18 protein-coding genes are annotated in these 21323 nt (G+C 59.0%); 10 read left to right on the top strand and 8 right to left on the bottom strand.

Going from position 1 to position 21323, the window contains the following annotated elements:
* Window positions 1-122: 122 nt before the first annotated feature.
* The 4 genes from clpX to AX760_RS03760 all read right to left on the bottom strand — a co-directional run bounded on the left by clpX (window position 123) and on the right by AX760_RS03760 (window position 5001).
* On the bottom strand, window positions 123-1400 hold the full coding sequence (gene clpX, locus AX760_RS03775) for an ATP-dependent Clp protease ATP-binding subunit ClpX (RefSeq protein WP_071831598.1): 1278 nt from the start codon (window positions 1398-1400) through the stop codon (window positions 123-125).
* A gap of 300 nt (window positions 1401-1700) precedes the next feature.
* Window positions 1701-2333: an ATP-dependent Clp endopeptidase proteolytic subunit ClpP gene (gene clpP, locus AX760_RS03770; RefSeq protein ID WP_071831596.1), complete on the bottom strand. Its 633-nt coding sequence runs from the start codon at window positions 2331-2333 to the stop codon at window positions 1701-1703.
* Window positions 2334-2591: 258 nt separating this feature from the next.
* Window positions 2592-4142 carry a phospholipase D family protein gene (locus tag AX760_RS03765; RefSeq protein WP_425348811.1) on the bottom strand — a complete coding sequence of 517 codons (1551 nt, stop codon included), beginning with the start codon at window positions 4140-4142 and terminating at the stop codon, window positions 2592-2594.
* 16 nt (window positions 4143-4158) lie between these two features.
* Window positions 4159-5001 (bottom strand): endonuclease/exonuclease/phosphatase family protein, encoded by an 843-nt coding sequence (locus AX760_RS03760; protein ID WP_071831592.1) that lies wholly within the window; start codon window positions 4999-5001, stop codon window positions 4159-4161.
* 208 nt (window positions 5002-5209) lie between these two features.
* Between AX760_RS03760 and AX760_RS03755 the strand changes: the two genes are divergently transcribed.
* A complete protein-coding gene (locus tag AX760_RS03755; RefSeq protein ID WP_071831590.1) occupies window positions 5210-6469 on the top strand; it encodes a cytochrome P450 in 1260 nt (419 codons plus the stop codon).
* Here the strand turns inward: AX760_RS03755 and AX760_RS03750 are convergent.
* On the bottom strand, window positions 6459-7442 hold the full coding sequence (locus AX760_RS03750) for a helix-turn-helix transcriptional regulator (protein ID WP_071831588.1): 984 nt from the start codon (window positions 7440-7442) through the stop codon (window positions 6459-6461). The genes AX760_RS03755 and AX760_RS03750 overlap by 11 nt on opposite strands.
* Window positions 7443-7560: 118 nt before the next feature.
* Between AX760_RS03750 and AX760_RS03745 the strand changes: the two genes are divergently transcribed.
* Window positions 7561-8220, top strand: coding sequence for a glutathione S-transferase family protein (locus AX760_RS03745; RefSeq protein WP_071831586.1), 660 nt, complete (start codon window positions 7561-7563; stop codon window positions 8218-8220).
* Here the strand turns inward: AX760_RS03745 and AX760_RS03740 are convergent.
* A complete protein-coding gene (locus AX760_RS03740) occupies window positions 8217-8576 on the bottom strand; it encodes a cupin domain-containing protein (protein WP_071831582.1) in 360 nt (119 codons plus the stop codon). The two genes, AX760_RS03745 and AX760_RS03740, sit on opposite strands and share 4 nt — an antisense overlap.
* A 603-nt stretch (window positions 8577-9179) precedes the next feature.
* Here AX760_RS03740 and AX760_RS03735 point away from each other — a divergent pair.
* The 3 genes from AX760_RS03735 to cueR all read left to right on the top strand — a co-directional run bounded on the left by AX760_RS03735 (window position 9180) and on the right by cueR (window position 12681).
* Complete coding sequence (locus tag AX760_RS03735) at window positions 9180-9401, top strand: heavy-metal-associated domain-containing protein (RefSeq protein ID WP_071831580.1); 222 nt, start codon at window positions 9180-9182, stop codon at window positions 9399-9401.
* Between the two features lie 296 nt (window positions 9402-9697).
* Window positions 9698-12181 carry a heavy metal translocating P-type ATPase gene (locus tag AX760_RS03730; protein WP_071831576.1) on the top strand — a complete coding sequence of 828 codons (2484 nt, stop codon included), beginning with the start codon at window positions 9698-9700 and terminating at the stop codon, window positions 12179-12181.
* 56 nt (window positions 12182-12237) lie between these two features.
* Window positions 12238-12681, top strand: coding sequence for a Cu(I)-responsive transcriptional regulator (gene cueR, locus AX760_RS03725; protein WP_071831573.1), 444 nt, complete (start codon window positions 12238-12240; stop codon window positions 12679-12681).
* 175 nt (window positions 12682-12856) lie between these two features.
* On the opposite strand, the gene AX760_RS03720 is transcribed toward cueR, so the two are convergent.
* On the bottom strand, window positions 12857-13429 hold the full coding sequence (locus AX760_RS03720; RefSeq protein ID WP_071831728.1) for a c-type cytochrome: 573 nt from the start codon (window positions 13427-13429) through the stop codon (window positions 12857-12859).
* Window positions 13430-14052: 623 nt separating this feature from the next.
* On the opposite strand from AX760_RS03720, the gene AX760_RS03710 reads away from it, so the two are divergent.
* Both AX760_RS03710 and AX760_RS03705 read left to right on the top strand, forming a co-directional pair.
* Entirely contained in the window at window positions 14053-15537 is a 1485-nt protein-coding gene (locus AX760_RS03710; RefSeq protein ID WP_071831569.1) for a multicopper oxidase family protein, read from the top strand.
* A 200-nt stretch (window positions 15538-15737) separates the two neighbouring features.
* Window positions 15738-17879, top strand: a complete 2142-nt coding sequence (locus AX760_RS03705; RefSeq protein ID WP_071831726.1) for a copper-transporting P-type ATPase — start codon at window positions 15738-15740, stop codon at window positions 17877-17879.
* 196 nt (window positions 17880-18075) lie between these two features.
* Here AX760_RS03705 and AX760_RS03700 read toward each other — a convergent pair whose 3' ends face one another.
* The gene (locus AX760_RS03700; RefSeq protein WP_071831567.1) at window positions 18076-18516 is read right to left on the bottom strand and encodes a DUF305 domain-containing protein; all 441 of its coding nucleotides are present in this window, start codon (window positions 18514-18516) and stop codon (window positions 18076-18078) included.
* 635 nt (window positions 18517-19151) lie between these two features.
* Between AX760_RS03700 and AX760_RS03695 the strand changes: the two genes are divergently transcribed.
* The 3 genes from AX760_RS03695 (at window position 19152) to AX760_RS03685 (ending at window position 21317) form a co-directional block, all read left to right on the top strand.
* On the top strand, window positions 19152-19538 hold the full coding sequence (locus AX760_RS03695) for a hypothetical protein (RefSeq protein ID WP_087149155.1): 387 nt from the start codon (window positions 19152-19154) through the stop codon (window positions 19536-19538).
* A 91-nt stretch (window positions 19539-19629) separates the two neighbouring features.
* Window positions 19630-19857, top strand: a complete 228-nt coding sequence (locus AX760_RS03690) for a hypothetical protein (protein ID WP_071831725.1) — start codon at window positions 19630-19632, stop codon at window positions 19855-19857.
* Window positions 19854-21317 (top strand): TolC family protein, encoded by a 1464-nt coding sequence (locus AX760_RS03685; RefSeq protein ID WP_071831561.1) that lies wholly within the window; start codon window positions 19854-19856, stop codon window positions 21315-21317. The genes AX760_RS03690 and AX760_RS03685 overlap by 4 nt, the downstream gene beginning before the upstream one ends.
* Window positions 21318-21323: the final 6 nt, after the last annotated feature.

Raw genomic sequence — 21323 nt, 5'->3', positions numbered from 1 at the left:
CCTTGGCAATCGCAGATTCTGCTGGCGATCGGCACGGCAGGCCTTTTCCCTGAAAGAATAGCGCAAGAAAAAGGCCCGCTTGCGGCGAGCCTTTCCAGTGTTCGATATGTCTTCCTGGTCGATCAGGCCGAAACGTTGGCCTTCTCTTCCGACCGTTCCGAGTAGATGTAGAGCGGCCGGGCGGAGCCCTTGACGACCTCGTCGGAGATGACGACCTCGCGAACGCCTTCCAGCGTCGGCAGTTCGAACATCGTGTCGAGCAGGATCTTTTCCATGATCGAGCGCAGGCCGCGGGCACCGGTCTTGCGGGTGATGGCCCGCTTGGCGATCTCGCGCAACGCATCCTCGTGGAACGTCAGTTCGACGTCTTCCATCTCGAACAGCCGCTGGTACTGCTTGATCAGCGCGTTCTTCGGCTCCGACAGGATCTGGATCAGCGCATCCTCATCGAGGTCTTCCAGCGTTGCCAGAACCGGCAGACGACCAATGAATTCCGGGATCAGTCCGAACTTGACCAGGTCTTCCGGCTCGAGTTCGCGCAGCACTTCGCCGACGCGACGATCTTCCGGCGAACGGACAGAAGCGCCGAAGCCGATCGAGGTCTTTTCGCCACGCGCCGAAATGATCTTGTCGAGGCCTGCAAAGGCACCACCGCAGATGAACAGGATGTTGGTCGTATCGACCTGCAGGAATTCCTGCTGCGGATGCTTGCGGCCACCCTGCGGCGGTACCGAAGCGACGGTTCCTTCCATGATCTTCAGGAGTGCCTGCTGCACGCCCTCGCCCGAGACGTCACGGGTGATCGACGGATTGTCGGACTTGCGCGAAATCTTGTCGACTTCGTCGATATAGACGATGCCGCGCTGAGCCCGTTCGACATTGTAGTCGGCAGACTGGAGAAGCTTCAGGATGATGTTCTCGACATCCTCGCCAACATAGCCGGCCTCGGTCAGCGTCGTTGCATCGGCCATGGTGAAGGGCACATCGATGATCCGGGCGAGCGTCTGGGCAAGATAGGTCTTGCCGCAGCCGGTCGGACCAACCAGCATGATGTTGGACTTGGCCAGCTCGATGTCGCTACCCTTTGTAGAGTGCGCCAGCCGCTTGTAATGGTTGTGAACGGCAACCGACAGGATGCGCTTGGCCTGTTGCTGGCCAATGACGTATTCGTCGAGAACCTTGATAATTTCCTGCGGTGTCGGCACGCCATCGCGCGACTTGACCATGGAGGTCTTGTTCTCTTCGCGGATGATGTCCATGCACAATTCGACGCATTCATCGCAGATGAACACTGTCGGTCCGGCAATCAGTTTGCGGACCTCGTGCTGGCTCTTGCCGCAAAACGAACAATAAAGCGTATTCTTGGAGTCACCGCCGTTGCTACCGCTGACCTTGCTCATTTCAATGTCCTTCCAGCACGCCGTGCACCCCTGAAGGATACAACGGACCACTCAACCCGCCTTGCAGAAACTGCCGCTGCTTGCGCCTGCAACTGCATGGCTTTTGGGAGTACGAGCCGGCCTCAAACAACCTGTCTGACGTCCGGCGGCAACAGAACTCCCACCGAATACCGAATGCTAGAGCCTCAAACTTCAACATAGCATTAACGGCAGATACTAACGGCTTTGGCGAGCGGATAAACCCCAATTACGATTACAAATGTGTCACAATTGCATCTATCCGCACACAAAAGCTTGATCTCACGCCGGCTGCGCGGCTTCCATGGCCTCGCGCGACGTGATGACCTTGTCGATGACGCCCCAGCTCAGAGCCTCGTCCGCGGTCATGAAGTGATCGCGGTCGAGCGTCTGCTCGACTTCCTCAAGCGTGCGGCCGGTGTGCTTCACATAGACCTCGTTCAGGCGGCGCTTCATCTTCAGGATATCCCGGGCATGACGCTCGATGTCGGAGGCCTGGCCCTGGAAACCGCCGGATGGCTGGTGAACCATGATGCGGGCGTTTGGCGTTGCAAAGCGCATATCCTTGTGGCCGGCAGCCAGAAGCAGCGAGCCCATGGATGCGGCCTGGCCGATGCAGAGCGTCGACACGGCCGGCTTGATGAACTGCATCGTGTCGTAGATCGCCATGCCGGCGGTAACGACGCCACCCGGCGAGTTGATGTAGAGCGCGATTTCCTTCTTGGGGTTTTCCGCTTCCAGGAACAAAAGCTGCGCGCAGATCAGGGTCGCCATGTGGTCTTCGACCGGACCGGTCAGAAAGATGATGCGTTCTTTCAGGAGGCGGGAGAAAATATCGTAGGAACGTTCGCCGCGGTTGGTCTGCTCAACAACCATCGGCACCAGGGCCATCGCGGTATCAACGGGATTTCTCATGTCAAACCTTTGTCAATCTGGATCGCAAACCCTTTTGCGCTCCGGGAATCATCGAAAATATCTCTTCCCATACATAGAGTGTCCAAGTACCCGACTTCAAGTCGCCAACGTTGATAACGTTAATTGCGCCCGGGCAACCGGCAATGCGCTGTCCGTTACCCTCGCTTTGCCATCTGCGCGCGAGAATAGCATCAGCTAAAACACCCTCCATACAGGGTTTGAACCGCACACAGTGAACGAACGGTAAAGACTGTTCGTTCAGAGCTGGGATTCGATCGGCAGGATACCGATGATGCCGGCGGTCACGCGCCGCAGAAATCCAGCTTCCGGTTCCCGCTTCAGGGTTCGCGGCTTGCCTTCGACCTCGTCGTGCCAGCGCAACCGGCCCTCGCTCAACGACAGCCGGAAGCTGTTTGCCGGTGCGGTTTCATCGTCGAAGACCGCACGCACCTCTGCCAGCAATCCCGCATGTTCGAACAGCACGCCCATTTCCGTGTTCAGCGAGGCCGAGCGCGGGTCGAAATTCAGCGAACCGACAAAGCCGATCCTGCCGTCCACAATAAACGCCTTGGTGTGCAGGCTTGCACTGCGGGATCCAAACAGCGACAGGCGCTGCGGATCGGCGACCACCGTGTCGGCCTTGAGTTCGAACAGCGCAACGCCGCTTTTCAGCAAGCCCTTTCGATAATTCGCATAGGCGCCGTGGGCGGCAGCGACATCGGTGGCGGCCAGAGAATTGGTCAGGATCGAGACCTCGACCTTGGCCGCCACCAGCCGCGCAAATTCAGCCGTGCCGTTGCGGCCGGGAATGAAATAGGGCGAAATGATCCGGATTTCCTTGCGCGCGCCGTGCAGCACGGGCAGCAGATCGCGCATCAGCCAGTTCTGGCGTTTCTGCAGATGTGCCTTTTCCGGCGGATCGGCGACGATCCGCGCCTGCCCCGTCCAGTGCAGCGGCCGGCTGCCATGCCAGAGACCATCGACCGCAGCCGCCTTATCCACCTGCGACCGGTAGAAGCTGCCTGCCTGGCTTTGCACCCGTTTTTCCAGCTTGCGACGCAAGGCCGGCAGATAGTGGGCGCGCGGCGTGCGCAGCGCGCCGATCGGCAGGACCACCTGGCTGTTCCAATACTGGTCGAAGACGACGCCGGCTTCCTCGGCGATCGGCCCGAGCATCCAGACATCGAGATCATGGAAGTTCGAATCGTCCGCTGCGTCGAAATAGGCATCGCCGATATTGCGACCGCCCGTGATCACCACGCGTCCATCGGCGATCCAGGCCTTGTTGTGCATGCGGCGGGTGGCGCTGAAGGCACGCAGCACCATTTCGACGCCGCGCTTGAACCGATCGGTCCTCGCCCGGCTTGGATTGAACAGCCGGACTTCGATGTTGGGATGCGCGTCCAGTGCCAGACACATGCGGTCGTGCAGCCCGGCATTGATGTCGTCGAGCAGCAGCCGCACCCGAACGCCGCGGTCCGCAGCGTCCAGCACCTCACGCGTCAGAAGCCTGCCGGTCAGGTCGTTCTTCCAGTAGTAATATTTCAAATCGAGGCTGCGCCCGGCCTGGCGGGCGGACAGCGCCCGGGCGACGAAGGCGTCGACATTTCCGGAAATCAGCGAAAGGCCGTTTTCCCCGGCATGCTGCAAGCGCAGCGAGCGCCCCCGTCGGTCAAGGACCGTTTCCTCCTCCAGAGGCGGCAGCGCATTGCTTTCAGCACCATGCGGGCGACGGCCGAACCGGCCCCAAGCATAGATGCCGGCAATCGCCGCAAGCGCGATAACCAGCACGACTGTGAGGATCTGCAGGAGTGTCAACGGCGCATCAACCCTGCTCGGCAGGCAGCGTCTCCGCGCCAGCGGATACCACCGCCTTCATGTCGATGAACGCCTTGATCGGCAGGTGATCGGATGCAATCCGCGCCAGCGGCGTGTTGTGAACCTCAACGCCCGTCACCAGACTGTGCGGGCTGCCCATGACACGATCGAGTGCCAGGATTGGAAACCGCGACGGAAAGCTTGGCACGGCGGTTGCAGACGGATCGAAGACGGGGGTCAGGAATTTCAGCGCCGAACGACGACCCATGCGCCATTCGTTGAGATCGCCGATCAACAGCGTCGGCCGGTGCTCCGCTTCCTCGATCACCGCCAGGATGGCCTCGGCCTGCTGTGCCCGCGAATGGCGCAGGAGACCAAGATGGGCGGCAATGATTCGGAGCGGGCCGGTTTTGAGGTCGAGATCAACGACCAGCGCGCCGCGCGGCTCGACACCCGGCAGCTTCAACTGGTGAACCTTGGCGACAGCGCCTTCGCGCAGCAGCAGCACATTGCCGTGCCAGCCATGCCCCTTCGGCGAAAAGGCTTCGATCGGCACCGCCACCAGATGGCTGTCACGATGCAGACGTTCCAGATCGAGCAGGCCGGCGCGCTCGCCAAAACGCTGGTCAGCCTCCTGAAGAGCGATGATATCGGCGCCGATCTCACCGATCACGCTGGCAATGCGGCCGGGATCGAACCGCTTGTCGGTGCCGACGCATTTGTGGATATTGTAGGAGGCGATGACCGTATCGCCCCGCACGCCGGCCGGCTCCCTGCCCGGCAAAGGCACACGATTGCCGCGGATGGCCGCAAAGATCCCGGCGGTAAGTCTGCTGCGCGGTGCCGTCATGGTGTCAGTTTTCAATCCCGTGATGTTCATCCGATGACATAGACTTTCGCAACGCGTTGGCAAGGCGGTCACTCCGAAATGAAGAATGACCGATCGTGGCATGCAGAAGGACGAATCCGCCTTGTGGCATCCCTGGCTGGCACCTTATACACCCCATAGATGGGGTTGCTGCCCCCCGTTTTCCAATCCATCTGCGAGACTGCCTGCCATGTCCAAAACCGTTTCCCTTCCCGCCAGCCTGACGATTGATCCGGCCAATCGCCACGTCAGCCTCGATGTTCGTGATCCGGACTTCTACAGAAATCCGCTGGCCACCTATGCCGCCATCCATGCGCAGTGTCCGGCGTTTTTCTGGACGGAGCAGGCGCAATGGTATTTTGCCGGTTACGAGCAGGTGAACGGGCTTCTGCGAGACCGCAGGTTCGGCCGCCAGATTCTCCATGTCGCAACGCGCGAGGAACTTGGCATGCCCGCGCCCAAGCCGCACCTTCAAGATTTCGACGCGCTCGAGGCCTATTCGCTGCTGGAGCTGGAGCCACCGGCCCACACGCGTCTGCGCACGCTCGTCAATCGGGCTTTCGTGTCGCGCCAGATCGAGCAGTTGAAGCCGGAGATCGCGGCACTGGCGCACAGAATCATCGACGGCTTCGAGAAGGACGGGCATGTCGAGCTCTTGAAGACCTATGCCGAAATCATCCCGGTCACGGTCATTGCCCGCATGCTCGGCGTGCCGGTCGAAGACGGCCCGCTGCTGCTCGACTGGTCGCACCGGATGGTGCGCATGTACATGTTCAATCCGACGCTGGAGACCGAGCACGACGCCAACCGGGCGTCTGCCGAATTCAGCGCCTATCTCGCCGGCATCATCGCCGCCAAGCGCCAGTCTCCCGGCGACGATCTGCTGACCCATATGATCACCACGGAGAAGGATGGCGAGCGCCTGTCCGATGCGGAGCTGATATCGACCGCCGTGCTGCTCCTGAATGCCGGCCACGAGGCGACCGTGCACCAGCTGGGCAATGCCGTGCACACGATCCTTGAGACCGGCGAAAGCCCCGAGATGCTGTTTGCGGACGATCAGGCGACCGAACGCACGATCGAGGAAACCATGCGCTACGCCGCGCCGCTGCACATCTTCCAGCGCTACGCGCTGTCGGATATCACGCTTGACGGCGGGATCCACCTCAAGAAGGGCGACAAGATCGGCCTGCTGCTGGCGGCGGCCAATGTCGACCCCAAGAAATTCACCGATCCCCTGAGCTTCCGTCCGGATCGCAACGAGGGTGTGCACGTCTCGTTCGGCGCCGGGCTGCATTTCTGCATCGGCGCTCCCTTGGCGCGGCTCGAGCTGAAACTGTCCCTGCCGATCCTGTTTCAGCGCCTGCCCGGCCTGCGCCTCGCCCGCCCGCCTGTTGTCAGGGACAGCTATCATTTTCACGGGCTGGAGCGGCTCGACCTCACCTGGTGAGGTCGGCCACCGGTGCATAGCGCGTCATCAGGCCTTCAACGGCCCGACGCATCGCTAGGCGCAATTCCGGCGGGTCGATGACCTCGACCTCCGAGACCAGTTTCAGCATTTCGGACACAGCCATGCGCTCCTGCGCCACCGGCAGCCGGACGGTGCACCAGCCACGCTCGTCTGGCTCGCCGAGGAGTTCCAGATGGGCGCGGACATAGGGTGGCGCCATGTGTTCGATCTCTTTCAGCCCCCAGGGCGAGAGGCGGATTGTCGCCCAATTCGGGTAGAGCTCCAGTTCCAGCCGCCGCGTGTTTTCGTCCCAATAGGCCGAGAGATCAAAGTCCTTGGGCCAGTCGAAGTGCTCCTCGGTGACGATCAGGTCCAGCACCCTGGAAATGCGATAGGTTCGCTTGGTGGCGTCGACCCGAGCGACGAGATACCAGGCGCCGCCCTTCATGACGATGCCAAGTGGTTCGGCGACGCGGTTCTTCTCCGCCTTCCAGGAGCGGTAACGCATGTGGATGCGCTTGGAATTCCAGACGGCATCAGCGATCGCCTGGAGATAGAGCGGTTGCTCGCCCTCGGCGAGCCAGGCGGGTGCGTCGAGATGGAATTTCGACTGCAGGCGGCGCGCACTTTCCCTCAAGTCCTCCGGCAGGGCCGCCGTCAGCTTCTTCTGGGCGCCCGCCATCAGGGAGCCAAGGCCAAGATCGGCAGCGGCCCCGGGGATGCCCGAGAGAAACATCGCCTCCGCCTCGCCAGGAGTCAGGCCATTCAGGCGGACGCGATAGCCATCGAGAAGACGGTAGCCCCCCTCGGAGCCGCGTTCGCTGTAAACCGGGATGCCGGACAAAGAGAGAGCGTCGATGTCCCGGTAGATCGTACGCACCGACACCTCGTTCTCCGCGGCCAACGCCTCCGCCGTCACCAGTCCCTTTGCCTGCAGGGTCGTCAGGATATTGATCAGCCGGCTCGCGCGCATTGGAAAAATCCTCCTGTCGAGGAGTATGCTAAACCAACCTGACACAATCTGACAGGTATGCCGGCGCATTCTCCCGTCATCGCCGCAGGGCGACAACCATTGAAAGGGAGACCAGAGAATGACCAAAGACCAGCCGATCACCCTGTACTACTCGCCCCAGACCCGCGCTGCGGGCGCACGCGTGCTGCTCGAAGAGTTGAAGGTTCCCTATCAACTGCATGTGCTCAACATGAAGGCGGGCGAGCAGCGGCAGCCGGCCTATCTTGCTGTCAATCCGCTCGGCAAAGTGCCCGCGGTGCGTGTCGGCGAGACGCTGGTCACAGAACAGGGGGGCATCTATCTCTATCTCGCCGACCTGTTTCCGGAGCCGGGTCTGGCCCCTGCCCTCACCGATCCCGAGCGCGGCGCCTATGTCCGCTGGCTGTTCATCTATGGCAGCTGCTTCGAACCGGCAGTGGTCGATCGCTACATGAAACGCGAGCCGGGCTCGATGAACGAGACGCCCTATGCAAGCTATGATGCGCTCATCGACATGCTGGACGATGCCCTGAAAGCCGGCCCCTATCTTCTCGGCGATCGATTGACAGCTGCGGATCTTCTCTGGGGGATCGCACTGCACTGGACGACGATGATCGGGCTCGTCGAAGCGCGCCCCGCCTTCCAGGCCTATATGGAACGGATCAACAGCCGGGCGAGCATCCAGAAGGTCATGGCCGAAGATGCTGCCATGGTTGCCGGTCATGAAGCGGCGGCGGCCCGGATGAAGGCCGCGAGCTAGAGCCTGATGACATAGTCCTTGCGAGTCGTTTCAAGGACTTCCCAGGTTCCCTTGAAGCCGGGTCTGAGGATCAGGCGGTCGCCGGCTCTCAGGTGAGTTGGCTCGCCGCCGTCTTCGGTGACGACCGAGTGACCCTCGAGAATGTGGAAGTATTCCCATTCATCGTAGGAGATCCGCCACTTGCCCGGCGTCGACTGCCAGATGCCGGCATAGATACCGCCGTCCGCTTCCTCGATGTTCCAGGTGGTGAAGCGTGGGTCGCCTGAAATCAGGCGATCCGGCGCAGGCGCGCCGATTTCGGGAATGGCGGTGGCCGGGTCGAATTTCAGGACATGGGGTTTCACGACGTGGGACATGGACGCTCCGGAAAAGGTCGATGGCCGGAATCAGATGCGGTTGGCCATCAACATCGGTTGTCTGGATATTTGATTTTGTGATGACTATATCAAGGCCAGCCAGATGTCTCCGCAAGCATCGATATAAACCTATGTCCCCGAACCTATGTCCCAATGGGGCATGTCGACAAAATCCCATGTACCGCAGAACATCTCAAGGTTGGGCGTCTTGCGTCGGGATTGTTTCCGCTTCGGGATGTGCGAACCATGCTTCACTGCGGCGGGTGCACCTATGCCAGAGGGACCAAGGATGATCCCAAGCAGGCGGCAATGAACAACAGCCTGCGGGAGGACTTCAGAAAGGAGATGCCCAACGATGGGCACCTGGCAAACGACGTGGGTACACGCAGATGTGTGAGCAGAGCCTCACGAGACAACCGTGCGATCATCCACCATGCATCCGATATCATTGCTGCGACGGCTCTGTCCGCTTCACGGTGTGACGGGCGAGCCAAGTGGCCCACCGGTTGGTGAAAGCGAATTCCATATTCGATCAGAAGGGCCTTGACCCTCCCATCGTTGGAAGCCCCACATTGCATCAGAGACATCAATCGGAGACTTCCAATGTATCATCTCAACATCCCCGACATGACCTGTGGTCACTGTGTCAGCACCATCGAAAAGGCTGTAAAAACCGTCGATCCGAGCGCTTCAGTGGCCGTCGATCTGGGCACCAAGACCGTATCGATTGAGTCGAAAGTGGCATCCGAAGCATTCCTTGCATCGATTGCGGGCGCCGGATACGGGGCATCTTTCAAGAAATCCTGCTGCAGCCACGTCGCCTAAATCTTCGTCCTCAGCAATCACCAACAAACACGCGCCGTCTTGACGGCGCGTGTAATCGACGTGTCGCATCGACCGTCGAGGAACAGTTCGTATCAAACGAGCCATGTTCCGAAAAAAGTTCTTCGGGTCATGTTTTCGATCCCGGTCGCCCTTTCGAGCAACGGACCAGGCAATTCGTCTTCACAAATCACCGACGTCTTCACCCGGTTCATCCACCCGCTTACAAAAGATCGCTTGACCTTACCATGCTGGGAAGGTGCATCTATCTATACAGTTAAGGAAAAGGACACTATCCGATGACTGCATTATCAAAGATCACACCAGCCTCTCCCATACCCGTCGCGACCGATTTTGGCATCGAGGGAATGACATGCGCTTCCTGCGTTTCGCGCGTGGAAAAAGCGATTCTGGCCGTCCCTGGCGTGGCTTCCGCCAGTGTCAACTTGGCTACGGAACGCGCAACGGTTCACTTCGATGGAGCACCGGACACCGATGGCGTATTCCGCGCAATCGAAAAGGCCGGATACCAGCCCAAGATTGTCACCCAAGAGCTCAGCATCGAAGGAATGACCTGCGCCTCGTGCGTTTCGCGTGTCGAAAAGGCGCTGAAGACTGTGCCCGGGGTCATCGACGCTTCAGTCAATCTTGCAACAGAGAAGGCGACCGTTCGCCTGATTTCCGGAGCGACTGAGATCACGGCGCTTGAGGCGGCCGTCCGGGGTGCCGGATATGACGTTCGCAAGGTGGTCGCAGCTGACATCGGCGATGAAGGTGAAGATCGTCGCACCGCTGAAACACGCACCCTGAAGAATATGCTGGTCTTCTCGGCGTTGCTGACACTTCCGCTCTTTCTGTTGGAAATGGGCTCCCACTTCATTCCCGGCGTCCACGAACTGATCATGGGCACCATCGGAATGCGCAACAATCTGTATCTGCAGTTCGTGCTGGCGTCCGTGGTTCTGTTTGGTCCGGGCCTGAGGTTCTTCCAGAAGGGCGTGCCAAACCTGTTGCGCTGGACGCCGGATATGAATTCGCTTGTCGTCCTTGGTACGTCTGCGGCCTGGGGTTATTCGGTCGTTGCTACCTTTATACCTGGCCTTCTGCCGCCAGGGACCGCGAATGTCTATTACGAGGCTGCGGCCGTCATCGTCACGCTGATCCTGCTCGGCCGATATCTCGAGGCCGGCGCCAAGGGACGGACCAGCCAGGCGATCAAGCGCCTTGTTGGACTGCAGCCCAAGACGGCCTTCGTCTCGCACGGCGGCGAATTCGTCGAAATCCAGATCAGCGACGTTGTCGTCGGCGACGTCATCCGGATCAGACCCGGTGAGAAAATTCCGGTCGACGGTACTGTGGTGGATGGCAACTCGTACATCGACGAATCCATGATCACAGGAGAGCCTGTGCCCGTTCAGAAGTCTGCAAATAGCGAGGTTGTTGGTGGTACCATCAACAAGACAGGGTCTTTTACTTTCAAGGCCACCAAGGTCGGCAGCGACACGCTGCTCGCACAGATCATCAAGATGGTCGAGACGGCACAGGGTTCGAAATTGCCGATCCAGGCCTTGGTCGACAAGGTGACCGGTTGGTTTGTTCCGGCCGTTATCCTCGCGGCTGTGATCACGTTCGCAGCCTGGTACGTTTTCGGCCCCTCCCCCTCGCTGACATTCGCGCTGGTCAACGCGGTCGCGGTTCTCATCATCGCGTGCCCCTGTGCGATGGGTCTGGCAACACCGACCTCGATCATGGTCGGCACTGGTCGCGCAGCCGAACTCGGCATCCTCTTCCGCAAGGGCGAGGCTTTGCAAAGCCTGCGCGAGGCCACTGTCGTCGCGCTTGACAAGACCGGAACCCTGACCAAGGGCCGCCCTGAACTGACGGACTTCATCATCGCCGACGGTTTCGATGCCGACCGGGTACTGGCTCTGGTTGCCAGCCTGGAGTCGTTGTCCGAACATCCGATTGCCGAAGCCATTGTATCCGCAGCGAAGGCGAAGGGCGTCGGTTTAGCCACTGTGACGAATTTCGAGGCGAAACCTGGATTCGGTGTGCGCGGCACAGTGGACGGATCGGACATCCTTGTTGGTGCCGACCGCGCCCTGCATCTGCACAAGATCGACGTTTCGACGTTCGCCCGCGAAGCCGAGCAGCTCGGCGATAACGGCAAGTCTCCGCTCTACGCAGCGATCGATGGACGTCTGGCAGCCATCATCGCTGTCTCCGACCCGATCAAGGAAACCACGCCGCAGGCGATCAAAGCCTTGCATAACCTCGGCCTGAAGGTGGCGATGATCACCGGAGACAACCGTCGTACGGCCGAGGCAATTGCCAGGCAGCTTGGCATCGACGAGGTGATCGCCGAGGTCTTGCCGGAGGGTAAGGTCGAGGCGATCAAGAGACTTCGACACGACAACCGAATGGTGGCCTTCATCGGTGATGGCATCAACGACGCCCCGGCCCTGACCGAAGCCGATGTTGGCTTGGCGGTCGGCACAGGAACCGATATCGCGATTGAAAGTGCCGATGTCGTGCTGATGTCCGGAGACCTGAACGGCGTGCCGAAGGCCATCGCCCTCAGCAAGGCCACGATCCTGAACATCAAGCAGAACTTGTTTTGGGCCTTCGCCTATAACGTCCTGCTCATTCCGGTCGCAGCTGGCGTATTGTACCCCGTGAACGGCCCCCTTATGTCGCCGATATTCGCAGCGGCTGCGATGGCAATGTCGAGTGTGTTTGTACTTGGCAATGCGCTCCGTCTTCGGCGGGCAACTCCGGCTTGAAAAATCTGGCGTCCGGTTCTGGCCGGACGCCCTTTCCCTCAGAGTAGGATACGAGAATGAATATCGGGCAAGCCTCAAAAGCGACCGGCGTTTCGACAAAAATGATCCGCTACTATGAGCAGATCAAGCTGATCAGTCCCGCGCCTCGAACGGAGGCGAGTTATCGCACCTACACCGACAACGACATTCATACATTGCGCTTTGTCCGGGGAGCCCGGGACCTCGGTTTTTCGGTGGAGCAGATGAAAACGCTGCTGACCTTATGGCGTGACCGGTCGAGAGCGAGTGCAGACGTCAAAGCAATTGCGCTTGAGCATATCGCCGAACTGGAGCGCAAGGCTGCGGCAATACAAGCCATGACCAAGACCCTCAAGCACCTGGCGAACAATTGCCAAGGCAATGGCCGACCGGATTGCCCGATCATTGAAGAAATCGCGAATGCCTCGGAAAAGGATACACCGGAGATCAATGCCCGGTTTGGGGTTAGCGCTATGAAATGAGGACTCGGCTATCCTGCCTTCGTCACTTCCGACGAAAGGTGTTGCAAACATTGTGGGAAAAACAAGCAAGCCGCTCCGTCGCTCGGGATACCTGGAGAAAGGGTGGCAGTTGAACGAAATTCCGAAACCACAAGCCTCGACCCGATAACACTTACAGGCACCCGTTGGGATTCCGCTACTTGGCCTCGATCCGGAACTTGACGTGGCACGACGTGCAAGTTTGAAGCATCATGTGAAAAGCATGTTCTGCGGGCATTGATGCTACATCTCTCGCCGCATCGACCTTTCTTGCGAGCGGTCCGCCTCCCATAGCCTCGCCCCCCTGCATTCGCGTTTCGGGGCCGAGAGCATGGGGATTTCTATCTGCTACGGCAGACAGCGCGGACGCATAGATGCCAAGGTCGTTTGCCAACTTGTCAAACTGTTGGCGCTCGGTTTCGATGTTTGCGCTGGCTTTCGAGCCTTGCGTTGTGACAAGGCCTTCGAAAAGCGCAGACAGAGCAGCTCCCGAATGAGCGCGGACGGTTTCGGCTGCCGCCTTGAACGCGTTTGCGTCGTAGGGCGACGTATCCTTGAACATGGCGTTGATGGTCTTGGCGGAGTTTGCCATCGCCTTCATACCGTCCTGTCTTTGAATAACGTTGCTGGGTGGTGCCGTCTGCGCGGTTGCTACCGAAATCACCATCGCGGAAACGGCTATCGGAAGTGTAAGAACAGCTAGTTTCGCCACGCTCGCTTTCACCCCCATGCTACACTCCATTTCACAAACCCTGGTCCTCCTAGTTTTGCCCCCCAGCAGACGGAGGCACAACCTGGACCTGGAAACGACCTCGCGGTTGATCAAGATCAACGCAGCTCCTGCAACGGCACGGCACTGTGCTTGAACACGATAACAAGGTCCCAGCGAAAACATGTTCGCCGTAAGCCAAACCATTCGAAGATGCGCGACAAAATTGCTGGCCGTTTTGGTCGCAATTATGTTCCTCGTCGCGCCGATGGCCGAGGCTGCTCCCACTATTTGCAACAACGACTTATCTCAAGTTGAACATATCGAAACACCAAAGGGCGACGTAGCGAAACAAGGTGATCACCACCCTGTCGAGCAGAAGGCTTGCTGCAAAAGCGTATGCAGCCTGTGCAACGTCATTCTTTCGGTTTGGAACCCTGTCGTTCTTCACCTGGATTCCGGCTCTCAGCGATACCTTGATCCGCAGGCGTCCTTCATTGGCTCCACCTGTCTCCCCCCTTTCACGCCCCCTCGATCCCTCGTTTGATCGCTCCCGCCCCAAGGCGGATGATCGTCGGTTGCCCGTGATCTCCACGCGGCGCCGTTTCGTCGGCAAGGCCGACACGAGAAAATGAGGCAAAGAGATGAATCGTCGTGAATTCTTAGGAAGACTACTGACGGGTGTAGCGGTCGCTGGTTCGGCTTCCGCATTGTTTCCCACGAGCGCCCGGCCGCAAGTGACAACCAGTAAATTACAACCGTTGCCGCACATCGGAACCCGTTCGCTTTCCATTGGGAAGCGGGTAATCGAAGTGAATGGGAAGGCCGCTAGCGTCTTCGGGTTGGTTCAGCCTGACGGCACAGCGGGCATCACGTTGGAAGCGAATAGTCAATTTGACGTCACCCTTTCCAATAGTATCGACGATCCCACGCTCATCCATTGGCACGGTCTGACGCCTCCCTGGGAAATGGACGGCGTGCCGGACAATCCATCTGCCCTTTTAGGTCCGGCCGAAGCCCGTCGCTATACGTTTCCCGTCGGTGCCGGGGGGACACACTGGATGCATGCGCACACGCTTCAGGAGCAAAACTTGCTGGCCGCCCCGTTAATTGTCAGGACTGCCGATGACGCGAGGCGTGATGAGCAAGAAGTCGTCATTCTCCTGCATGACTTTTCGTTCACCCCCGCCGAGGAATTGCTCGCCAGGCTCAAAGGCTCCCGCTCCAAGGGCGGCCTGGCCATGAACCATGGTGCCATGATGCAGGGCATGGCAGCCGGGATGCACGGAGGACATATGTCCGGCATGGCGATGCCAGGAATGGCAGCCATGGACCTGAACGACATCGAGTACGATGCGTATCTCGCCAATGATCGCACGCTCGACGATCCACAGGTGGTTTCGACGGAGAAAGGCGGCCTGGTCCGTCTTCGCATCATCAACGGTGCGACGGCGACGGCGTTCACCATCGACACGGGGGCCCTTGCAGGGCGTCTTTTTGCGGTAGACGGACAGTTGGTCCACCCGATTTCGGGAAATCAGTTTCCGATTTCAATGGGCCAGCGCCTGGATATACGACTGGAACTTCCCAAAGCTGGCGGAGTCCATCCTATCCTGGCCCTACGTGAAGGATCACTTGAGCGGACCGGGATCATCCTCGCCTCGCCTGGTGCCGATATTGCCAAGATTGCTTCGCGTGGACCGGCGAATGGACCTGTTCTCGGGCTGGAACTGGAACAGCAACTGAGGGCCGTTGAGCCCCTTCCAACGCGTCCCTCAGATCATCGTTTCGCTCTCACCCTGACTGGCGACATGGCGGCCTACACCTGGCAAATCGATGGAGGCGATGGTCTCAATGTGAGGCACGGCGACCGGGTCGAGGTTACGATGCAGAACATGTCAATGATGGCGCATCCGATGCATCTGCACGGTCATCATTTCCAGGTAATCGGTATCAACGGCAACACGATTCAGGGCGCGGTGCGGGACACCGTTCTGGTTCCGCCGATGGGAAGTGTTGTAATTGCTTTCGATGCGAACAATCCCGGTCGTTGGCCCCTCCACTGCCATCACCTCTACCACATGGCGTCCGGAATGATGTCGTTCGTCGCCTATCGGGACGGAAGCTAAGCATTTGCCGTCGAAGTCGCGCGTCGCGCGCAGAGCCTAAGCCGCGCCGCGCTCCCCACGACGTCTTGGACGAGCCAGGACAACTTATGCTTCCCGATAGAGACGTACCCGAGGAGTTTTTCCCAATGGATGAACACAAAGATCACCACCACCATCATGCAACTGAGGGTCACGCGGAGGGGAATGGTGCTACAAGTTCGATGACCACACAAACCGAGCCAGCTCTAACCGAAGGCGTGATTTACACTTGCCCTATGCATCCGCAGGTAAGGCAAACAGGGCCTGGGAACTGCCCTATCTGCGGGATGGCTCTGGAACCGGAAGTGGTCACGGCAGAAACCGGACCCAGCGCCGAATATCTCGACATGAGACGCCGTTTCTGGATCGGGCTCGTTCTGTCCGTGCCGGTGCTGATGCTGGAGATGGGTGGCCACCTCACCAATCTTCACATGGTGCTGGGTGCCCAGACCTCGAATTGGATTCAGCTCGTTCTTGCTACACCGGTTGTCCTATGGGCAGGCTTTCCATTCTTCGAGCGAGCATGGAAGTCGCTCGTCACTATGCGCCTGAACATGTTTACACTGATAGCCATGGGGACGGGTGTCGCGTGGATTTACAGCGTCGTCGCAACCCTTGCACCAGGCCTGTTTCCAGCCACGTTCCGCTCCGCAGACGGTTCTGTCGCCATCTATTTCGAAGCTGCAGCGGTAATCACGGTCCTGGTATTGCTTGGACAAGTGCTGGAGTTGCAAGCCCGTGAACAGACCGGTGGAGCCATCCGCGCACTTCTTGACCTTGCCCCGAAGACGGCACGCCGGGTCCGCGATGGTGTTGACGAGGACATCGACCTGGAAATGGTTGTCGTCGGGGATCGGCTTCGGGTTCGCCCCGGTGAAAAAATCCCTGTCGATGGCAGCCTTATCGAAGGTCGCAGCTCGGTTGATGAATCGATGATCACAGGTGAGTCGATGCCCGTCACCAAAGAGGTCGGTGCAAAGCTGATAGGCGGCACGATGAACCAAACTGGTGGCTTCGTCATGGAAGCTGGAAAAGTCGGCCGGGATACCATGCTGTCGCAGATCGTTCGCATGGTTGCGGACGCTCAGCGCTCGCGAGCGCCCATCCAGCGCCTTGCCGACGAAGTTTCCGGTTGGTTCGTCCCCGTGGTGATCGGGATTGCCATCGTCGCATTCGCAGCATGGATGATATGGGGTCCAGAACCGCGCTTTGCTCACGGCCTTGTAGGCGCAGTCGCAGTGCTTATCATCGCATGCCCCTGCGCATTGGGCCTTGCGACCCCAATGTCGATCATGGTTGGCGTCGGCCGGGGTGCGGGCCTTGGTGTCCTGATCAAGAATGCCGAAGCCCTGGAGCGTTTCGAGAAAGTCGACACCCTGGTCGTTGACAAGACCGGAACCCTGACCGAGGGGAAACCCAAGGTAACGTCGATGGCAGCGATAAATGGGTTCACAGAATCCGAACTGCTGCGCCTGGCGGCAACACTGGAACGGGCGAGCGAGCATCCACTGGCAACTGCCATTGTCAATGCGGCGACGGAACGGGAGCTGGTTCTCGGCGTCGCGGAAGATTTCGATAGCCCGGTTGGCAAAGGGGTCACGGGCAGTATCGACGGACGCAGGCTCATCATAGGCAGCCACCGCATCATGGAGGAGGCTCATATCGATGTCTCTGCTCTTACCAGCCAGGCGGAAGCGATGAGGGGTGAAGGCGCAACGGTAATCTTCATCGCAATAGACGGCCGCGTTGGAGGCCTTTTGGCGATCTCCGACCCGATAAAAACGACGACGCCAGATGCAGTTCAAGCTTTGCTGAAGGCGGGGGTCCGGGTCGTCATGCTGACGGGCGACAACAAGACGACGGCCGACGCGGTCGCACGCAAGCTCGGGATCACCGAGGTCGAGGCCGAAGTCCTGCCGGAAGACAAAAGCAAGATCGTCAAGCGTTTGCGGGAAGAAGGCCGGGTCGTGGCTATGGCCGGGGACGGGGTGAACGATGCCCCAGCCCTGGCTGCGGCGGATGTCGGAATCGCCATGGGGACAGGAACGGATGTCGCAATCGAGAGTGCTGGCGTAACACTGCTGAAGGGCGACCTTCAGGGGATCGTGCGGGCTCGAGAACTCAGCCACGCGACAATGAGCAATATCAGGCAGAACCTGTTTTTCGCCTTCATATACAACGCAGCTGGCGTACCGATTGCCGCGGGCGTTCTGTACCCTACGTTCGGGCTTTTGCTGTCGCCGATCATAGCAGCGGCCGCCATGGCGCTTTCGTCGGTAAGCGTGATTGGCAATGCCCTTAGACTGAAGCGCGTTCGATTATGATATGGGACTAGAGCCGGACACTTCTTCGGCGTCATCTGATGGAACTGTGTGTCTGGGGAAGTGAAGGTTGGACCACTCTCCCCCAGACGCTATATGGCCAGACTGAACAACAACTCTATGTTGCCGCCACGCTCGCAGTCTTCTGGATACTGATTTCAATGCGATCGTGGCGGAGATACGCGCCTATGCCGCGTTCCTACTTCGCTTCCTTGTCGAGCCACTCATTCATCTCGGCGATTTCTTTGGTCTGCGCGTCGATGATCTTCTGGGCAGTCTTTTTGGCCCATTCGTTGTCACCATATTTCAGCTCCACCTCGGACATGCTGATCGCACCCATGTGATGGGCGATCATCCCGCAGACGAAGGCGACGTCTGCGTCCTTCTTCATCATGCCCTGCATCATGTTCATGTGCATCATCTTCATGCCTTCCATCGATGCCTTCTGATAGTCAGTCATCATGTCGCCCATGCCCATGTCACCGGACATACCGTCCGACATCATATCCATTTTCGACATGTCCATTTCGGACTTACATTTTTCTGGGTAGGCCATCTCCGCGAAAGAGGCGGCTGGCATAACGGCTAGTAATGACAAGGCACCCGCGGCGGCGAGCGAGATTCGTACGAGAGTTTTCATTTCAGTTCTCCTGATTGGATTCGTTTTCGTAAATCGACACTCAGTTCAGGAGCTTTGGAGGGGGATAGTCCGGCTGCAGAGAGAGGGACCTGACTGGTTGTTCGACAGCAACGGACACCGCAATCTTTCGTCTATCCGGAGCGACAAACACGTCACCCAGCGTTACGATGGGACAGCAGGCCATGCCGGAACAGCAAGCGCGTCCTATAGAACCTTCAGAATAGTGATTAGACGACGATGTAGAAATCGAGGGGCAGTGATCGGCAGATGCGCGAGCCGCCACCGCCATTCCATGGATATTGGCCAGGATGAAAAGTATCGCCAGAACTCGACACGTTACGTCTGTGATGGTGCGAGTGTACATCGCTGAGTTTCCCTGGGCTTGCGATTAAAATCGCCTCTGGTGCCCGGTGTATGACCCTGTGTAACACCCGAACTCTTAATCGGTTCCGCCTTAGCCCATACGGCAAAGGCCAGATATAATGTCCGAGCAATCGGCTGCGGCACTTGACCTTACCAACGTTGGAACCCTTATCGTCAAATCATGGAGAAGGTTGTCGCCACATAAACGACGCGAATTTCCTGGCATATTTGTTCTGTTGAAATTTGGCTCCGCTGAAGGTAGCTGTTGAAAGATGCGCGCGATGTATCGAATCAAATGCAAGAAATTGCTGATTCTGATCAGACTGGTGATCGTTGTATCACTGGCAGGGTACTCGCTGTCGAATGCCACGGCGGCCATGCACGGCGACGCTCTAAATGCTGCGACAGTCGCGTCGGAGACCATGGAGCACACCGACGCTCATATGGGCGAGCACGATCACCACGGTCAAATTTCTACGGACGACGATGCGTCAAAGGTCGTCGATCAGGATTGTTGCAACGACTTTTGTATAAGTTTCGCAATCGTAGCGACTATGGACACTTTAGACAGCCCCGTGGTTTCGTCGACCCACACGCTGATTGACGATCAGCGCTCGTTCGGTGAAATCCCGACACTTCATCGCCCCCCGAATATCTGAATAGGACACGCCCGTCCTTGCGGGTCTGAACATGCGTCTACGGGCATTATTGGCCCGCTGCGCCGCTGCCATCTCCTATTCGGATTACACCATGAAACCTATATTTCTGGTGGTTGCGTTACCGCTCTTCGCAAGCGGTTGTGCTGCCACGTTGCCTCCTGAAGTCATTGCTTCGGGCGACCTTGCCGACCTCCCGATCAACGTTCGTCCCGTCCATTATCACAACCCCGTTACGGGCTACACGCACCGCGTCCCGGTCGATCCCAAACCGTGGCGCAATCAAAATGACGCGCAGGCTCCGGACGGAGGTGCGTCATGAGCTTTTTCACTCTCAAATGTGCCGTGACTGTCGCACTTCCGCTCGTTCTCGGGGGATGCGTATCCTCTGCGGAATACTCCGCGGCGACCGCCGGGTTTTCCAATGTTGCGAACAAGACAGCCGAGGCGACGGGGAAAGACACCGTCTGGGTGCAGAACCGCCACGATGCCCAGGTTGTCTCAGGCCGGGTGAAGACCTTGCTGGCGAAGAAAACCGTGGACGTCGAAACGGCTGTTCAGGTCGCCCTTCTGAACAACAAGGGCCTGCAGGCGGCCTACGCCGATCTCGGAGACTCATCGGCGGATGCCTGGCAGTCGACCATGCTCGTAAACCCGACTGTTGGTATCGGCCTGACGGGGATCGGCACTCCCGGTCTTGAAGCCTACAAGGCAATCGAAGGTGTGATCGCCACCAACATCCTCGCGCTTGCCACCCAGAAGCGGAACGTCGAGATCGCCGACGGCGGGTTCCGAAAGGCGCAGCTCAATGCCGCCCTGCGAACCTTACAGCTCGCCGCCGATACCCGTCGCGCGTGGATCAGCGCCGTCGGCTCATGGGAAACGGTCGCTCAGCTCAACCAGGCGCAGGCGGCCGCCGATGCGGCTTCTGAACTCGCCCAGAAAATCGGCGAAGCCGGTTCCCTCACAAAGGGCGGCCAGGCACGCGAGCACGTCTTCTACGCCGAACTGACCGGGCAGACCGCCAAGGCACGGCTTGAAGCCCGTCTCGCGAAAGAAGAACTCACGCGGCTGATGGGCCTCTGGGGATCGGACATCGACTACCAGATTCCAAACCGTCTGCCCCAACTTCCAAAGGGTCTCGTCAAGCGCGATCTGATCGAAGCAGAAGCGCTCGAGCGTCGGGTCGACCTGCGGATAGCGCAGCTCGACCTCGCGACAACGGCCAAGTCCTACAAGCTGACGGAGGCAACGCGCTACGTCACCGACCTCGAAATCCTGACAGGGTTCGAAACGGAGCGGGAACTGGAAGACGGCGAGAAGAAAAAGGAGACGACCGGCAATGTCGAGCTGGAATTCGTCATCCCGATCTTCGACAGCGGCAAGGCCCGGATGCGGAAATCGGAACTTGCCTATATGCGGGCAGCAAACCTGCTTGCGGAAAAGGCGGTGAACGTCCGTTCGGAAGCCCGCTCTGCCTATCAGGCCTACCGCGCGAACTACGACATCGCGCGGCATTACCGCAACAGCGTAGTGCCGCTCAGGACCAAGATCGAGGAAGAATCCCTCCTCACATACAACGGCATGATCACCAACACGTTCGAACTGCTCGCCGACAACAGGGAAAAGGTCAACTCGATCCTCCTTGCCGTCAATGCAAAACGCGATTTCTGGGTGGCCGAAGCCAATCTCGCGCCTGCCATTTACGGCGGCGGCGCGGGTTCGGCGGGTGGTGAAACGGAAGTCGCAGCGGCTGCCGAAAGCGGCGGCGGTGGTCACTGAGAAAGG

The sequence above is a fragment of the Pararhizobium antarcticum genome (genome assembly GCF_001885585.1).
GTDB classification, from domain to species: Bacteria; Pseudomonadota; Alphaproteobacteria; order Rhizobiales; family Rhizobiaceae; genus Pararhizobium; species Pararhizobium antarcticum.
The sequence above is the reverse complement of the archived record's forward strand: the minus strand, read 5'-3'. Positions and strand labels throughout refer to the sequence as shown.

What these genes read in the sequence shown, in the direction of transcription:
- clpX (WP_071831598.1), bottom strand. Translation starts at nt 1,400, where the DNA reads ATGAGCAAGGTCAGCGGTAGCAACGGCGGTGACTCCAAGAATACGCTT.
- clpP (WP_071831596.1), bottom strand. Translation starts at nt 2,333, where the DNA reads ATGAGAAATCCCGTTGATACCGCGATGGCCCTGGTGCCGATGGTTGTT.
- AX760_RS03760 (WP_071831592.1), bottom strand. Translation starts at nt 5,001, where the DNA reads ATGACGGCACCGCGCAGCAGACTTACCGCCGGGATCTTTGCGGCCATC.
- AX760_RS03755 (WP_071831590.1), top strand. Translation starts at nt 5,210, where the DNA reads ATGTCCAAAACCGTTTCCCTTCCCGCCAGCCTGACGATTGATCCGGCC.
- AX760_RS03750 (WP_071831588.1), bottom strand. Translation starts at nt 7,442, where the DNA reads ATGCGCGCGAGCCGGCTGATCAATATCCTGACGACCCTGCAGGCAAAG.
- AX760_RS03745 (WP_071831586.1), top strand. Translation starts at nt 7,561, where the DNA reads ATGACCAAAGACCAGCCGATCACCCTGTACTACTCGCCCCAGACCCGC.
- AX760_RS03740 (WP_071831582.1), bottom strand. Translation starts at nt 8,576, where the DNA reads ATGTCCCACGTCGTGAAACCCCATGTCCTGAAATTCGACCCGGCCACC.
- AX760_RS03735 (WP_071831580.1), top strand. Translation starts at nt 9,180, where the DNA reads ATGTATCATCTCAACATCCCCGACATGACCTGTGGTCACTGTGTCAGC.
- AX760_RS03730 (WP_071831576.1), top strand. Translation starts at nt 9,698, where the DNA reads ATGACTGCATTATCAAAGATCACACCAGCCTCTCCCATACCCGTCGCG.
- cueR (WP_071831573.1), top strand. Translation starts at nt 12,238, where the DNA reads ATGAATATCGGGCAAGCCTCAAAAGCGACCGGCGTTTCGACAAAAATG.
- AX760_RS03720 (WP_071831728.1), bottom strand. Translation starts at nt 13,429, where the DNA reads ATGGGGGTGAAAGCGAGCGTGGCGAAACTAGCTGTTCTTACACTTCCG.
- AX760_RS03710 (WP_071831569.1), top strand. Translation starts at nt 14,053, where the DNA reads ATGAATCGTCGTGAATTCTTAGGAAGACTACTGACGGGTGTAGCGGTC.
- AX760_RS03705 (WP_071831726.1), top strand. Translation starts at nt 15,738, where the DNA reads ATGACCACACAAACCGAGCCAGCTCTAACCGAAGGCGTGATTTACACT.
- AX760_RS03700 (WP_071831567.1), bottom strand. Translation starts at nt 18,516, where the DNA reads ATGAAAACTCTCGTACGAATCTCGCTCGCCGCCGCGGGTGCCTTGTCA.
- AX760_RS03695 (WP_087149155.1), top strand. Translation starts at nt 19,152, where the DNA reads ATGCGCGCGATGTATCGAATCAAATGCAAGAAATTGCTGATTCTGATC.
- AX760_RS03690 (WP_071831725.1), top strand. Translation starts at nt 19,630, where the DNA reads ATGAAACCTATATTTCTGGTGGTTGCGTTACCGCTCTTCGCAAGCGGT.
- AX760_RS03685 (WP_071831561.1), top strand. Translation starts at nt 19,854, where the DNA reads ATGAGCTTTTTCACTCTCAAATGTGCCGTGACTGTCGCACTTCCGCTC.